Raw genomic sequence first — 15,173 nt, 5'->3', positions numbered from 1 at the left:
TCAAAAATATGTTTAAAATGACATTAGTTGAATATGTAAAGGTTTTGACTGAGATTCAGTAGAATCATCTTTCCCTGTCCAAGAGAGCTGACGGCTGGTGCGAGTCAGTGCAAAGAGATATTCGAATTACCCTCACGAACCGCTTTTACGAAAAGGAGCATGCATGCTGTCCTGATTAGTGAAAGAACGGATCTGTCCGTTATCAGTGTAAGTGAAAAGACGTGATGTATTGTCTTTTAAGCAGGGTGGTACCGCGATATATATCGTCCCTTCGTTCATTCGAAGGGGCGTTTTTTATGTTGAATTGTAAAAAAGGAGAATGAGATATGAGTCAATTGATGGAAGAGTTATCGTTTAGAGGATTAATTCAGCAGCAAACAGATGAAGAAGGTTTAACAAAATTATTAGCAGAAGAAAAAATCAAGCTATACTCCGGTTTTGACCCAACAGCGGACAGCTTACACATTGGTCACCTATTGCCAATTTTAACATTACGCAGATTCCAGGAAGCAGGTCATCACCCGATTGCTCTTGTTGGCGGTGCAACTGGACTAATCGGTGACCCTAGCTTCAAAAAAGCAGAACGTTCACTAAACCCAGCAGAAATCGTCGAACAGTGGTCAGATAAAATCAAAGGACAGCTTTCTCAATTTCTTGATTTTGAAGCAGGCGAGAACCCAGCCGTTATCGTGAATAACTACGACTGGATCAGCCAAATGAATGTGATCACATTCCTTCGTGATATTGGGAAGAACTTCGGTGTGAACTTCATGCTGGCAAAAGATATCGTCAGCTCACGGATTGAGACAGGTATTTCGTACACAGAGTTCAGCTACGTCATCCTGCAATCTTTAGACTTTTTAAACCTTTACAGAAATGAAAACTGTAAACTGCAAATTGGCGGAAGCGACCAGTGGGGAAATATTACATCTGGACTTGAGCTGATCCGTAAGTCTGAAGCAGAAGGGGCAAAAGCATTTGGTTTAACGATGCCGCTTGTCACGAAAGCAGACGGCACGAAGTTTGGTAAAACAGAAGGCGGCGCCATTTGGTTAGATAAAGAAAAAACATCTCCATATGAGTTCTACCAATTCTGGATCAACACAGATGACCGTGACGTTGTGAAATACTTAAAATACTTTACGTTCTTATCGAAAGAAGAGATCGCATCTTACGAAGAAAAAGTGCAAACAGCACCTGAAAAACGTGAAGCACAGCGCCGTCTAGCAGAGGAAGTCACAACACTCGTACATGGCCGTGAATCACTAGAACAGGCAGTCAACATCTCAAATGCCCTATTTAAAGGTGAGATTAAATCTCTTTCAGCCGAAGAAGTCAAAGTAGGCTTTAAAGATGTTCCATCAATGGAGAAAAGCAGCACAGAAGAGTTGACACTTGTCGATGTCCTTGTGGAATCGAAGCTGTCACCATCAAAACGTCAAGCACGTGAAGACATCACAAATGGTGCAGTTTCCATCAACGGAGAGAGACAAACCGATAAAGACTACGTCCTTTCAGCGGAAGATAGAATTGAAAACCAATTTACCGTCTTAAGAAGAGGGAAAAAGAAATACTTCCTTGTGAATTACAAATAAGAACGATGTGCAGCCGGCTGTGATAACCGGCTGCTTTTTTTATTTAAAATGTGAGACGGGTGCTCAGTTAAGAGTCTATTAGACTGTTCATAGAGACTTTGTCTAGTCTTTTGGCATTGGCGCTGAGAAAGTCAAAGGTGCTTTTTCAGTAATTATTTTCTGTGAAATAAAGCAACAAACAGTGCCTTGTTCACTTTTCTGACATATTTTTCTTGTATAAAATAGAGTCGAATAAGATGAATAAGGGGGAATGAAAGTGATTCGATTTAAGAAAAAGAGTTTGCAAATTCTTGTTGCCCTTGCCTTAGTGCTAGGTTCAATGGCCTTCATCCAGCCGAAAGAAATCAAAGCGGCTGAGCATAATCCGGTAGTGATGGTGCATGGTATGGGAGGAGCGTCTTATAACTTCGCTTCGATTAAAAGTTATTTGGTTACACAAGGCTGGGATCGAAACCAATTATTTGCTATCGATTTCATAGACAAAACAGGTAATAACCGCAACAATGGTCCTCGTCTATCCAGATTCGTCAAAGATGTGCTAGACAAAACGGGTGCTAAAAAAGTAGATATTGTGGCGCATAGTATGGGCGGGGCGAACACGTTATACTATATTAAGAATCTAGACGGCGGCGATAAAATTGAAAACGTCGTCACACTTGGAGGAGCGAATGGACTCGTATCACTCAGAGCATTACCAGGCACTGATCCAAATCAAAAAATTCTTTACACATCTGTCTATAGCTCAGCAGATATGATTGTTGTCAACAGCCTCTCTCGTTTAATTGGCGCAAGAAATGTCCTGATCCACGGCGTTGGACATATCGGTCTATTAACCTCAAGCCAAGTGAAAGGGTATGTGAAAGAAGGATTGAATGGCGGAGGACAGAATACGAATTAAAACATGAAAAAGACAGCGACTTGTGCTGTCTTTTTTGATGTCATCGCCATATGGCAGAAGCTAGTTGGTGGAGGGGAATTTTTAAGGAGGCCACACGTTGACACACAGACTCAAGCAATATTTCTTCGGATACTTTCTCTATTTTCCATGCTCATTTCTCATTATCTATTTTATTTGGATGAAGTTCGTCAAATCAGTTCAAATTGGCGAGGTGCTGTCTAATTGTACATCGATTATCGGTATCTATTACATCATCACTAGTGTGTGGTTTATTTTTTTTATGCAAAAACAGGCAAAACAACAGTAAAAGCATGTACAAATGGATCACCATTACGTACACTACATGTAGTGAATAAGAATCTTCGGAGGTGAGCGTTTGTGCAAACGAGTCAAAAAGCTTTAATCATTGTAGATGTACAGAAGGCGTTCGAGCATGAAAAATGGGGAGAACGAAATAATCTAGAGGCCGAGGAAAATATCAGCCGCCTATTGAGGTTTTGGAGAGAGAAAGGCTGGAAAGTCATTCATATTCAGCATACAGCCGACAATCCAGACTCTGTGTTTCATCCGGCAAATGAAGGACATCTGTTCAAAGATATTGCCAGACCGTTAGAAGAAGAATTGGTGATCCAAAAGAAAGTGAACAGCAGCTTCATTGGTACGAACTTGGAAGAACAACTAAGATCAAACCATGTTGACACAGTCGTGATCGCAGGATTAACAACACCGCACTGCGTATCCACAACTACAAGAATGAGCGGAAACCTGGGCTTTGATACGTATCTGATTTCGGACGCAACAGCTGCCTTTGGGCTAACAGATCAAACTGGTACATATTTTGACCCAGAAACAATCCATCGGCTCTCACTTGCCACACTCCATGATGAATTTGCGACTGTGCTGACAACAGAGCAACTCATCACAAATTTGGCAAAATCATAATTGAACGTTAGAAAGCTCCTAGAAAAATTCTAGGAGCTTTTTTTATGCCAAGTCAGATGTGTCCAGTGATTTGTTTTCGTTGTTTTTTACGTGAGTATATGAGATCAATCTCAATAAATATAAAGCTGACAAAGAATGATAAAATCAATATACCGTACTCCCCTATCGATACATTCACTAGGTTGATGTTAAGGACATACTTGATAGAGAGATGTAAAACAATCCAAGAACTGATCCATTCTAAAGCATAAGTTAGCCATGTAGGGAGCTTAAGTAAATAAGCCAGCCCTTTGCCTACGAATAGAAGAATAGGTGACCAAAAAACGACGATGACACTCACGAATAATGAGAAAGAAATCAAAGAAAAAAATGAATCATACGTAATTTGCTCTCCAAAAAGAAAATTTACGCCTAAAGTGGCGATGTATAGCACACCAGCTGAAACGACGATCACAAAACAGAGAGAAAAAAAGAGCAGTAGGATAAACAGACTTGCAGCAAACCTATTTGGTGGTCCATCGATGATTTGTTTTTTTCTTAAAATTGAATAGGCGATAGCAGCTAGGGTGAAGAGTAAGAATATAATGATTGTGATACTATACATGGAACTCCTCCATTTAAGTACTATAGAAGACCATCCGATTGGATATGTCATCCATCACCATTCTATCAATATTTCCCTATATTTGTATACGGTGATTTGGAGGGGGGGATTGAAAAAAGAATCGCAAACAAAAAACCCTAGAAATCCTTGAATAATCAAGGGATCTAGGGTTTCTTTGATCTCTCTTTGGAGAGTCATGAAATTAACGAGAGTAGAACTCAACGATTAGTTGTTCGCTGATTTCAGGCGCTAATTCAGAACGCTCTGGAAGACGAGTGAAAGTTCCTTCAAGCTTTTCAGCATCGAAAGTAAGGTATTCAGGAACGAAGCTGTTCACTTCAACTGATTCTTTCACAACTGCAAGGTTTTGAGATTTCTCACGAAGAGCAATCGTTTGACCTGGTTTCACAGAGAAAGATGGGATGTCTACACGGCTTCCATCAACAAGGATGTGACCATGGTTGACTAACTGACGAGCTTGGCGGCGAGTACGAGCAAGGCCAAGACGGTATACTAGGTTGTCAAGGCGAGTTTCAAGAAGAATCATGAAGTTTTCACCTTGTTTACCAGGAATTTTAGCAGCTTTGTCAAATAGTGTACGGAATTGACGTTCGTTGACACCGTACATGTGACGAAGCTTTTGCTTCTCTTGTAATTGTAAACCGTATTCAGATAGTTTTTTGCGTTGTCCTGGACCATGTGGGCCTGGAGCGTAAGGGCGTTTTTCAAGTTCCTTACCTGTTCCGCTTAATGAAATGCCTAAACGGCGGGAAATCTTCCAACTTGGACCTGTATAGCGAGCCATAATGTGACTCCTCCTTATTTGTTTTTATTTGTGAAAAATAAAAACCGTCTGTTCTTTGTCTTTTCCGTCATTATGTTTTCATGCATCCTCGCTCCAGCAGCAGGGAGTTACAAGATGCACCTTCATATAGAAGGAACAAAATGATACAAAAAAGCCGAACAAAAAGGCTGCCATATTTCACACAAACTCTATTATAGGACGCTGGATAGGAGAAGTCAACCTATTTAGAAGCAATGGCGGTGCCTTGCGTCTGCGAAGAAAAATAAAAAAGCAGACAATATGTCTGCTTTTTGTAAGATTACGCATTTGTAGAGGCGGATAACGCATTCTGGAGTACCTCGGTAAATTGAATTAAGTAGGTTTCATCTACTTCACTGAAACGGTCTTTCACAGGGCTGTCAATGTCGAGTACTCCAATGATCTCTCCATTTACCTTGAGCGGAACGACAATTTCAGATTGTGATGCTGCATCACATGCGATATGTCCAGGAAATGCATGTACATCAGCGATGCGCTGGACTTCACCTTTTGCAAACGCAGTACCGCAAACACCTTTTCCAGATGGGATTCGCACACATGCAGGCAGTCCGTTAAACGGTCCGAGCACAAGCTCGCCGCCTTTAGCTAAATAAAACCCTGCCCAATTAACCTCTGGGAGTGAATGATACAATAGCGCCGCAGCATTTGCCAGGTTGGCAATTAGATCAGGCTCACCATCTGTAATGGCTTCGACCTGTTTAACGAGCAATTGATAGTCTTTTGATGGATCGCCAGACTGTTTTTCGACATGAAACATGAAAATCTCCTACTTTCTATCTCAAAAATGCATAACTTGCGTCTCGCATGTGGGATTTGTCGAGCAATTGTAAAAGGAACTTCCACCTTCATCTTGAAGTATGTACACATGAAGAGGGGTGAGCGGATGAAAACATCAACAACCATGCAAACAAAAGACCGTATTATTGAAGCTGCCATCAGACTTTTTAACCAAAAAGGATTTTCTGGAACCTCTGTCCGTGAGATTGCGAAGGAAGCAAACGTCAACGTTGCCCACATTTCTTATTACTTTCAAGGAAAAGGAGGGCTGCTTGAGCAGCTCGTATCCGATTTTTATGAAGGCTATATTCACATGATTGAATCACATATCCATCACATGGAAACTCGTCATGCAAAAGAATGCTTACTACATGTGGTTTTTGATATTTTATCTTATCAGCACGAGCACCGTCAATTAACCCGTTTCGTTTATCGAGAGGTAACGATTGATTCGACGCTCATTAGAGAAATTATGTCAACCTATTTAACGAAAGAAAAATATTTGTTTCAGCTCATCATTGAAAAAGGAAAAAACACCCATGTGATTTGTGAGCAGCTCTCCATCTCATCTTTTATGATTCAGCTGAAATCACTACTCATGATGCCCTATTTACAGACGCAATATTTAATGGAGGTGCTTTATCTAAATCCAAATGAGCCTTATTTCTATCAAACGTATTTTAAGGAACTGAGCCGCTCTCTTCATCATTTACTAGAACCAAAAAAGCCGGCATTAGATTCTCATTTAAAACTCATGATGTCTTCGAATTGATCATAAGCATATCCGAGATCTTCCGCTTGATGGGCATCAGACCCAAATATGAGCGGGATTTTTTTCTGTTTTGCAAGATCAATCATCCATTGATCTAAATAGATACTTCTGGCATATGTTTTACGAAGACCTGATGTATTAAAATCTAAGGACATGCCTTTTTTTGCCGTTTCTTCAAGACAAAGGGTGACCTTTTGACAAAGTGCAGGTGTCATCTCAAATGGGAAAAACTGTTTGAATTTCTGCACAAGGGTGATATGACCGATTCTATTTGGCTTATAACGACCTAAAGATGATAGAATAGAAGAATGAATTTGGTCATAGTAGCTCTGATAGACCTGTTCGATGGTGCCATAGAGGCTTATTAGCTGCTGGAAGGCATTCTCGTCAAAATCAAGGCAAATATAATCATCGCCAGCAGGAAGAAAGTGAACAGATAAAATGCTATCGTCTAGTTCTGGACCATAGCAGTCTAAAAAGGCACTTGTTTCCTCTTCATACTCTTTGATATAGTCAACCTCAAGCCCAGTTTTTACTATTAATTGGCCTGTGTATTCCAGTTTCAGCTGATCCAATTTCGTTATATACGATTCAAGTTCTTGGAGCTTCATGGCACTATCCTGCTCTGGTGTTGGATCATGGAACGATGGAGGCAGAGGGGCATGCTCGGTAAAGGTTATGGAATCAAATCCCTTTTTGATGGCTTTTTCAATATAAGAATGAAATGAATCAAGCGAGCCGTGCGGGCAAAACGGTGTATGTAGATGTGCATCTTGCTTCAGCATGTCGTCACCTCTTGTCGATATTTTGAAAAACGTCATGTTTATCAGCGAAAATAATGAAAAATCATGACCAAAAATGCTGGTTACATGGTATCATAATAACAATGAAAACGACAGCTTCCGCATACATAAAAGCAGGTCACATGGATACGTGTGATCAAATGATAGAAAGCGCTCAAATACTTTCTTGAAAAACATACATAAAACCGTGAATGGATGGTATTGGAAAACATACGATCCTGTTTATAAAAAGACAAATGCAAAGCGGACACGAAAGGGTTCTCAGGTCTACTCGGGACACTTTTACCCTGACATCACTTAGATCACAACAAGGGGGCTCATTATGGAGTTTATCATCGGTTTAATTGTCATTTTGCTTGCTTTGTTTTCAGTCGGTTATTTCCTCAGAAAAAATATATATAAAGAGATTGACCGATTGGAAGCATGGAAAATTGAAATTTTAAACAGATCAATTGTAGAAGAAATTTCAAAAATCAAACACTTAAAAATGACCGGAGAAACAGAGCAATTTTTTGAAAGATGGCGTGCAGAGTGGGACGATATCGTGACAGCCCATCTTCCAAAGGTAGAGGAGCTATTATATGACGCAGAAGAGTATTCTGATAAATATCGATTCTCCAAAGCCAAGCAGGTTCTTGCACATATTGAGGACTTGCTGAGTGCTGCTGATTCGAACATTGAAGACATTTTAAAAGAAATTGCAGACCTTGTCACAAGCGAGGAGCAAAATCGCAAGGAAATTGAAAAGGTCAAGGAGCAATATCAAACGGTTCGAAAAAATCTGCTTGCGTACAGCCATTTATATGGCACCCTTTATGACAAAATGGAGCAGGACTTAGATGAGGCCTGGGAAGGGATCAAGCAGTACGAGGAAGAAACAGAAAACGGAAACTACATGAAAGCAAGAAAAATTTTGCTTGAGCAAGACCGCAGACTCGACCAGCTTCAACTATATATCAATGATGTACCAAAGCTTATTGCAGACTGCAAACAAACCGTACCAGGTCAGCTGACGAAGCTGAAAGACGGATATCAGGAAATGTCGGAAAAAGGTTACAAGCTGGAGCACATCCAGATCACGAAAGAGCTGGAGACTTTAAACAAACAGCTTGCGAGAGCGGAAAAATTGCTCATTGATGAACTCAATTTAGAAGAGGCATCAAGCATTTTGCAAATGATCGATGATGCGATTGAGACGCTTTATGATCAGCTGGAGGCAGAAGTAGAGGCAGGTCAGGAAATCAAAAGCAGAATGCCTGAGCTCACAGAAGCATTCGAAAAGCTCGAGCAAGATCACACACAAACAAAGGCAGAAACGGCTCTTGTGAAAGAAAGCTACAAGCTGACAGCAGGAGAACTCGATCAACAGAAAGCATTCGAAAAACGTATAGAAGAAATTGAAAAGCTGATGAAACAAATCCGCGAGAAGCTTGATCGTGATCACGTGGCATATTCATTATTAATGGATGAAATCAATCAGCTGGAGACCTTCATCGAAGATGCAAAAGCATTGCATGACACATTTAAAGGTCATCTTCAATCATTAAGAAAAGAAGAATTACAAGCGAGAGAAACACTGGCTGAGCTTAAAACGATGCTGACAGATACAGTACGCCAGCTGCATAAAAGTAATATTCCAGGTGTACCTGCTGAGATGAAAGAGAGCGCTGAAAAAGCACAGGAGATGATTCATCAAGTGCACGAGCAGCTAGAAAACCTGCCACTCAACATGCCGGCAGTAAATCAGCAATTAAAAGATGCCTCTGACACAGTCAAAAATGTTGTGGATGAGACAGAAGAAATGCTCAGTAAAGTGGATCAAATTGAACGAATCATTCAATACGGCAATCGTTTTAGAAGTCAAAACCATATTCTTTCAGAACAATTAAAAGAGGCAGAACGAAGATTTTACGCCTATGATTACAACGGATCATTTGATATAGCAGCAGCGGCTGTTGAAAAAGCATCACCTGGCGCTGTACAAAAGCTGTTAGCTCAGCAAGAAAAAGAGTATCAGCATCAATAAAAAAGCTGAAGTCCATTTACAGGACTTCAGCTTTTTTCTGTTAAGATGCTTGTTTCTCCCGCTTTTGGGAAGCAGAAGAAGTGAAAAGAGAAAGAATGAACCCAATGACCACTCCGAAAATAGCAGGAACAACCCATCCAATACCAAGATCATATAAAGGTAATATCGTTTGAAAGAGATCCTCCACTGGTCCAATCGGGAGTTTCGCTGCTACTAAGCCGTCAAACAAACTGACGCAGCCTGTTAAAATCAAAGTAAGGACATATACAGGTCTTCTTTGACCAATCCATTTATCTGCCAGCGACAAAACAATGATGACAATCGCTAGCGGGTAAATGGCAGTTAAAACTGGTACAGAGAAAGCAATAATATGAGCAAGTCCAAAATTTGAAATAATAAAACTGAATAATGTCACGAGTGTAACGACCATTTTATAAGAAAGTTTAGGTAATAAATTCGAGAAATACTCTCCGCATGATGTAACGAGACCGATACTTGTCGTTAAACAAGCAACCGTAATCGCAGCACCCAACACAATATTTCCTAAACTGCCAAATAAAAATTGAGAAGACTGAGCCAAGATTTTACTGCCATCTCCAACAAAACCAATGGCGTGTGTACTTGAAGCGCCTAAATAAGCAAGAGATAGATAAACAAATGTTAATCCGCAAGCTGCAATCAGACCCGCTTTGATACAAGCAGAAGTCAGTGCCTTTTTACTTGTCACACCGCGTCCTTTAATGGCGTTGATGACAACAACCCCAAACACAATAGAAGCAAGAGCATCCATGGTTTTATAGCCCTCTAAAAATCCTTTGAAAAATGACCCATTGCTATAGGATACATCAGGTGTGCCAATGACGCCCATCGGCGTTAAAATGGCTTTGACAATAATGATAAAAATAATCGTAAATTTAATTGGTGTTAATACTTTCCCTACACGATCCACAATCTTCGTTGGATTTAGAGCAAGATAATACGTAATACCAAAAAAGACAAGTGTGAATAAAAGAAGTGAGAGCCAAGCTGGTACACCTGCTAAAAAGGGTAATGCACCAATTTCATATGAAACCGTTCCTGTCCGAGGAATAGCGAAAAGTGGCCCAATAGATAAATATAAAATGACGGTAAACGCTGTTCCAAAAGCTGGGTGAGCTTTATCAGCTAATCCTTTCGCATCTCGACCTGTCAGAGCGATTGCAATAATCCCTAGAAGAGGTAAACCGACACCTGTTAATAAAAATCCGCCCATTGCTTTCCACACATTTTGCCCAGCATATTGCCCAAGCTCTGGTGGATAAATCATATTACCGGCGCCGAAGAATAGAGCAAACAGCATAAAACCTATGATAACCGTATCTTTCGTCGACAAAGTTGCCTTCATTGCATTTAAAGCCTCCATTATTATGTTGAAATATTCTGTTAATTAGTTGCTAGGTAACCGTTCATCATTAACAATCACTAATTATAAAGGATGTACGCCTGATGTCAACATGTGTTTACGTACAAAAGTCATGAATTTTTCTATTTTAGTATATGAAGAACAATAAAAAAACATCCCCTTCTTCTTTGGAAGGGGATGTTTTAGCTTGCGATAATTATGAGACAAGCTGCTTTGGCGGGCTGGTAAACATCGAAATAAGTAAACCAACCACAGCACCGATAACAGCTGGTATGATCCAGCCAATGCCTAAATCGTAAAACGGAACAATTGATTTCAAGATGCCAGGCAAGCCGCCTAGATTAACTTCGGCAGCTAATAATCCATCAATGATGGCGAAGAAACCAGTAAAGATAAGAGATACGATATAAATGAGTCTTCTTCCGTTAATCCAGCGATCAAGGAATGACAATAAAATAATGACAATGGCTAGTGGATAGATCGATACAAGAACTGGAACAGATAGAGAGATAATTTGTGCCAGTCCAAGGTTTGCAACCAGTGTACTAAATAAAGATACGATCAGAACGACTGTGCGATAAGACAGGCTAGGGAAGAGCTTTGAAAAATATTCTCCACAAGATGAAATAAGTCCAACACTAGTCGTTAAACAAGCGAATAAAATGGCTGCGCCAAGAACAATGTTACCAGCAGAACCGAATAAAAAGTTTGCAGAAAGTGAAAGCAGTTTGCCGCCATCATTTGCTCCAACCATTCCCGTCGCATCGGGACTTGAAGCACCCACATAAGCAAGTGAAATGTATACGAGTGCCAGCCCAACAGCTGCCACGAGTCCTGCTTTAATACAAGCTGCTGCAAGAGATTTACGCTCTGTGATGCCTCTGTCCTTAACAGCTGTCACCACGACGATTCCAAATACGATAGAAGCAAGAGCATCCATTGTTTTATAGCCTTCTAAAAATCCAGTAAAGAGCGGGTTTGCTTTATAGGTTGCATCAGGAGCACCGATCATTCCCATTGGCGTAGCAATGGCTTTAATGACAATAATAGCAATTACAGTTAATAAGATCGGTGTCAAAATTTTACCAATTCGATCAACCAGCTTTGAAGGATTTAAAGCAAGCAAGTATGAAATAGTGAAAAACACTACAGTAAAGATGAATAGTGGTACCCATGAAGTGGATTGGGCACCTGAAAGAAATGGAGCTAATCCTATCTCATACGAAACCGTACCAGTTCGTGGAATAGCGAAAAATGGCCCGATAGATAAATACAAAATAACGGTAAAGATGGTCCCGAATTTTGGGTGTGCTTTATCTGCAAGGCCTTTTGCACCGGTACCTGTAAGGGCGACTGCAATCACCCCAAGAAGCGGAAGACCTACTCCTGTGAGTAAAAATCCACCGATGGCAAGCCATACATTCTCACCCGCATATTGTCCAAGAACAGGTGGGAAAATCATATTTCCTGCGCCAAAGAATAATGCAAAAAGCATTAGGCCAATGGCTAGCGTCTCCTTTATACTTAAACTATTTTTCAAAATAGTTCCTCCTTAATCAGTGTAGTGTGCCAAATTAAAATATTCTGACAATTAAAATGTTTATGTGCCAATGGCACTATGGATGATATAGTGAAAATGAAAAGTTGTCAACTGCCATTTTCAGAAAATTCTATGTCTGACTTCATTATGGTAACATATAAATGCATTTATTTTTTAAGTTTTTTGTAAGGAGTTACAATATGATCTATCTTGATAATAGTGCAACAACCAAGCCTTACCCAGAGGTTTTACAAGTATATCAGCAAGTGAGTGAACGTTTTTTTGGTAATCCGTCATCGCTTCATCAGCTAGGAATTGATGCAAGCCGGCTGCTAAATGAAACGAGAAAACAAATGCTTCACTATACAGGCTTGAAACAATATGAGATTATCTTTACTTCTGGTGCAACAGAAGCGAACAACATTGCCATTAAAGGAGCAGCTCTCGCCAAAATGAACCGGGGGAAACATATTGTGACAACAGCCGTTGAACATCCCTCTGTCATCGAATCGTTTGAACAGCTGAAGGCTTTATTTGGTTTTGATATCTCCTATATTCAAGTAAATGAGCATGGTCATGCAGATATGAATCATTTAAAAGAAGTGCTTCGCCCTGATACAGTTCTTGTCAGTATGATGCACGTTAATAACGAAACGGGTGCCATCCAGCCGATTGTAGAAGCTGCTGGCATGATTCGTGAGCATGCTGAAAATGCCCTTTTTCATGTCGATGGGGTGCAGGGGATGTGCAGAGTAGCACTTGATAAACAACTGGATGTGGATCTTTTGACGATATCTGGTCATAAAATTCATGGCTTAAAAGGCACAGGAGCGCTCTTTTTAAAAAAAGGTGTAGTGCTTGCCCCTTTTATCACAGGAGGAGAGCAGGAATTAGGCCTGCGTTCAGGTACTGAAAACCCTGCTGGTGCTGTCAGCCTAGCAAAAGCCATGAAACAATCATTCGAGCTGCTGAAAAAACATCATGATGAAATGCTCAACATAAAAATGCAGCTGCTAAAGCAGCTTGGAGAAATAGAAGGTATTGTCATCAACACACCGCTGACGCAAAGTGCGCCGCATATTGTGAATTTTTCAGTGCCAGGTATTCAGATCGAGGTCTTTCTCCATATGCTTGAAAAAGAAGGGATATATGTTTCGACAACCTCTGCCTGCTCAGCTAAGAAAAAGGAGCCAAGCCAAGTTCTCCTAGCGATGGGGAAACCGGAAGAAGTGGCAAAAAGCAGTATGAGAATCAGCTTGACGTATGGACAAGGACCAGAGCTAGCACCGCAAATCATCACATCGATCGCACAAAGTGTGAAAAAATTAAAAGGAATGAGATAACAACATGAAATATGATCATATTTTAGTCCGTTTTGGTGAAATTTCAACAAAAGGGAAAAATAGAAAGAAATTTATTGAAAAACTAAGGCAGCATATCCGGTTTGTATTGAAAGACTTTGCAGCATTAAAGTATGCATCTGATAGAGACCGCATTACGATTATGCTGAACGGAGAAGACCCTGAACCGATTTCAGAACAGCTTAAAGGTGTATTTGGCATTCAAAGCTTTAGTCTTGCGGTGAAATGTGAGACAAATCTCGATGCCATCAAAGAAGCGGCACTCACAGCTGTACAGGAAGTATATGAACAAGGAAATACATTTAAGGTCTCAACGAAACGCTCTTATAAACAATTTGAACTTGATTCAAATGAAATGAACCGCGAAATTGGCGGACATGTGCTGAGGAATACAGAAAACTTAACGGTCAATGTCAAACAGCCGGATGTGCATTTGCGTATTGAAATAAGAGAACATGCGACATATATTACATTCAAAGATGTCAAAGGTGCAGGCGGACTGCCGGTTGGTTCAAGTGGAAGAGCGATGCTCATGCTTTCAGGCGGCTTTGACAGCCCAGTTGCCGGCTATCAAGCGATGAAACGCGGTATTCAAATTGAGGCTATCCATTTCTTTAGTCCCCCGTATACAAGTGAACGTGCCAAGCAAAAGGTCATTGATCTGACAGAATGCTTAGCTGCATATGGAGGCGAAGTGAAGCTTCACATTGTCCCTTTTACAAAAATTCAAGAGCTGATTCATAAACAAGTACCTGAAAACTATACGATGACATCAACAAGAAGAATGATGCTGAAAATTGCAGATAAAATAAGAGAGAAGCGTGATGCTCTTGCGATTATTACGGGTGAAAGCCTTGGACAAGTCGCAAGTCAAACACTTGAAAGCATGTATGCCATTAACCATGTAACCAATACACCAATCATTCGCCCGCTCATTGCGGTTGATAAGAATGACATTATTGATGAAGCGAGACGAATTGGCACATACGAGACAAGCATTCAGCCTTTCGAGGACTGCTGCACAATCTTTACGCCGCCATCTCCTAAAACAAAACCAAAGCTTGAGAAAGTAGAACGATACGAAAGCTTTGCTGATTTCGAGCCAATGCTCGATGAGGCAGTGGAGCAAATCGAAACGATCATCGTCACAAAAGAGAAGAAAGCGGCAGACGAATTCGCTGATTTATTCTAATATAAAAATTTCATAATAATTACCATAAAAACAATCGCATGAAGTCATGTGTTTCTACACATTCTATATTCACAAGGAGGTGAGAACACATGGCTCAACAAAACAGACAAAGCAGTTCTAACCAATTACTAGTACCAGGCGCTGCACAAGCAATCGACCAAATGAAGTACGAAATCGCTTCTGAATTCGGAGTAAACCTTGGTGCAGAAACAACTTCTCGTGCTAACGGATCAGTTGGTGGAGAAATCACTAAGCGTCTTGTATCTTACGCTCAACAACATATGGGTGGCGGATCTTTCTAAGACACACAATTAAAAAGCTATGGCTTAGGAGCGGGATCATTCCCGCTCTTTTCTATTTGTACATAAAAATAGTTTGAATATTTACAAAAAAGAAGACGGAATGAAAAAATTATGG

The 15,173-nt window shown here is 40.4% G+C and carries 15 protein-coding genes and 1 other annotated feature; of the genes, 9 read left to right on the top strand and 6 right to left on the bottom strand.

Going from position 1 to position 15,173, the window contains the following annotated elements:
* The first annotated feature begins 35 nt into the window (after window positions 1–35).
* Window positions 36–274: a binding site (T-box leader), on the top strand.
* 52 nt (window positions 275–326) lie between these two features.
* The 4 genes from tyrS to MHI16_RS13535 all read left to right on the top strand — a co-directional run bounded on the left by tyrS (window position 327) and on the right by MHI16_RS13535 (window position 3,435).
* Window positions 327–1,595, top strand: coding sequence for a tyrosine--tRNA ligase (gene tyrS, locus MHI16_RS13550; RefSeq protein ID WP_058015049.1), 1,269 nt, complete (start codon window positions 327–329; stop codon window positions 1,593–1,595).
* A 250-nt stretch (window positions 1,596–1,845) separates the two neighbouring features.
* Window positions 1,846–2,493, top strand: a complete 648-nt coding sequence (locus MHI16_RS13545) for a triacylglycerol lipase (RefSeq protein ID WP_058015050.1) — start codon at window positions 1,846–1,848, stop codon at window positions 2,491–2,493.
* A gap of 97 nt (window positions 2,494–2,590) precedes the next feature.
* Window positions 2,591–2,800, top strand: coding sequence for a hypothetical protein (locus MHI16_RS13540; RefSeq protein ID WP_058015051.1), 210 nt, complete (start codon window positions 2,591–2,593; stop codon window positions 2,798–2,800).
* Window positions 2,801–2,871: 71 nt separating this feature from the next.
* Entirely contained in the window at window positions 2,872–3,435 is a 564-nt protein-coding gene (locus MHI16_RS13535; protein WP_058015052.1) for a cysteine hydrolase family protein, read from the top strand.
* 52 nt (window positions 3,436–3,487) lie between these two features.
* Here the strand turns inward: MHI16_RS13535 and MHI16_RS13530 are convergent, their stop codons facing one another.
* The 3 genes from MHI16_RS13530 to MHI16_RS13520 form a co-directional block, all read right to left on the bottom strand.
* Window positions 3,488–4,039, bottom strand: coding sequence for a hypothetical protein (locus tag MHI16_RS13530; protein WP_058015053.1), 552 nt, complete (start codon window positions 4,037–4,039; stop codon window positions 3,488–3,490).
* A 202-nt stretch (window positions 4,040–4,241) separates the two neighbouring features.
* On the bottom strand, window positions 4,242–4,844 hold the full coding sequence (rpsD, locus tag MHI16_RS13525; protein WP_058015054.1) for a 30S ribosomal protein S4: 603 nt from the start codon (window positions 4,842–4,844) through the stop codon (window positions 4,242–4,244).
* Between the two features lie 298 nt (window positions 4,845–5,142).
* A complete protein-coding gene (locus tag MHI16_RS13520) occupies window positions 5,143–5,640 on the bottom strand; it encodes a GAF domain-containing protein (protein WP_268466382.1) in 498 nt (165 codons plus the stop codon).
* A 126-nt stretch (window positions 5,641–5,766) separates the two neighbouring features.
* On the opposite strand from MHI16_RS13520, the gene refZ reads away from it, so the two are divergent.
* On the top strand, window positions 5,767–6,432 hold the full coding sequence (refZ, locus tag MHI16_RS13515; RefSeq protein WP_061409122.1) for a forespore capture DNA-binding protein RefZ: 666 nt from the start codon (window positions 5,767–5,769) through the stop codon (window positions 6,430–6,432).
* Here refZ and hisJ read toward each other — a convergent pair.
* Window positions 6,402–7,217 carry a histidinol-phosphatase HisJ gene (gene hisJ, locus MHI16_RS13510; protein WP_268466378.1) on the bottom strand — a complete coding sequence of 272 codons (816 nt, stop codon included), beginning with the start codon at window positions 7,215–7,217 and terminating at the stop codon, window positions 6,402–6,404. The genes refZ and hisJ overlap by 31 nt on opposite strands.
* Before the next feature lie 340 nt (window positions 7,218–7,557).
* Between hisJ and ezrA the strand changes: the two genes are divergently transcribed.
* Window positions 7,558–9,261, top strand: coding sequence for a septation ring formation regulator EzrA (gene ezrA, locus MHI16_RS13505; RefSeq protein WP_058015058.1), 1,704 nt, complete (start codon window positions 7,558–7,560; stop codon window positions 9,259–9,261).
* 40 nt (window positions 9,262–9,301) lie between these two features.
* Here ezrA and brnQ (MHI16_RS13500) read toward each other — a convergent pair whose 3' ends face one another.
* Both brnQ (MHI16_RS13500) and brnQ (MHI16_RS13495) read right to left on the bottom strand, forming a co-directional pair.
* A complete protein-coding gene (gene brnQ / locus MHI16_RS13500) occupies window positions 9,302–10,645 on the bottom strand; it encodes a branched-chain amino acid transport system II carrier protein (protein WP_061409116.1) in 1,344 nt (447 codons plus the stop codon).
* A 214-nt stretch (window positions 10,646–10,859) separates the two neighbouring features.
* Window positions 10,860–12,203, bottom strand: coding sequence for a branched-chain amino acid transport system II carrier protein (brnQ, locus tag MHI16_RS13495; protein ID WP_342497988.1), 1,344 nt, complete (start codon window positions 12,201–12,203; stop codon window positions 10,860–10,862).
* A gap of 200 nt (window positions 12,204–12,403) precedes the next feature.
* On the opposite strand from brnQ (MHI16_RS13495), the gene MHI16_RS13490 reads away from it, so the two are divergent.
* The 3 genes from MHI16_RS13490 (at window position 12,404) to MHI16_RS13480 (ending at window position 15,058) form a co-directional block, all read left to right on the top strand.
* The gene (locus MHI16_RS13490; RefSeq protein ID WP_268466375.1) at window positions 12,404–13,546 is read left to right on the top strand and encodes a cysteine desulfurase family protein; all 1,143 of its coding nucleotides are present in this window, start codon (window positions 12,404–12,406) and stop codon (window positions 13,544–13,546) included.
* Window positions 13,547–13,550: 4 nt separating this feature from the next.
* Window positions 13,551–14,756, top strand: coding sequence for a tRNA uracil 4-sulfurtransferase ThiI (thiI, locus tag MHI16_RS13485; protein ID WP_268466373.1), 1,206 nt, complete (start codon window positions 13,551–13,553; stop codon window positions 14,754–14,756).
* Window positions 14,757–14,845: 89 nt separating this feature from the next.
* Entirely contained in the window at window positions 14,846–15,058 is a 213-nt protein-coding gene (locus MHI16_RS13480; protein WP_024424829.1) for an alpha/beta-type small acid-soluble spore protein, read from the top strand.
* The last annotated feature ends 115 nt before the right edge of the window (window positions 15,059–15,173 follow it).

The sequence above is a fragment of the Bacillus sp. FSL K6-0923 genome, assembly GCF_038630825.1.
GTDB classification, from domain to species: domain Bacteria; phylum Bacillota; class Bacilli; order Bacillales; family Bacillaceae; genus Bacillus; species Bacillus pumilus.
Note: the sequence above shows the minus strand (reverse complement) of the source record. Positions and strands in the feature narration are given on the sequence as shown.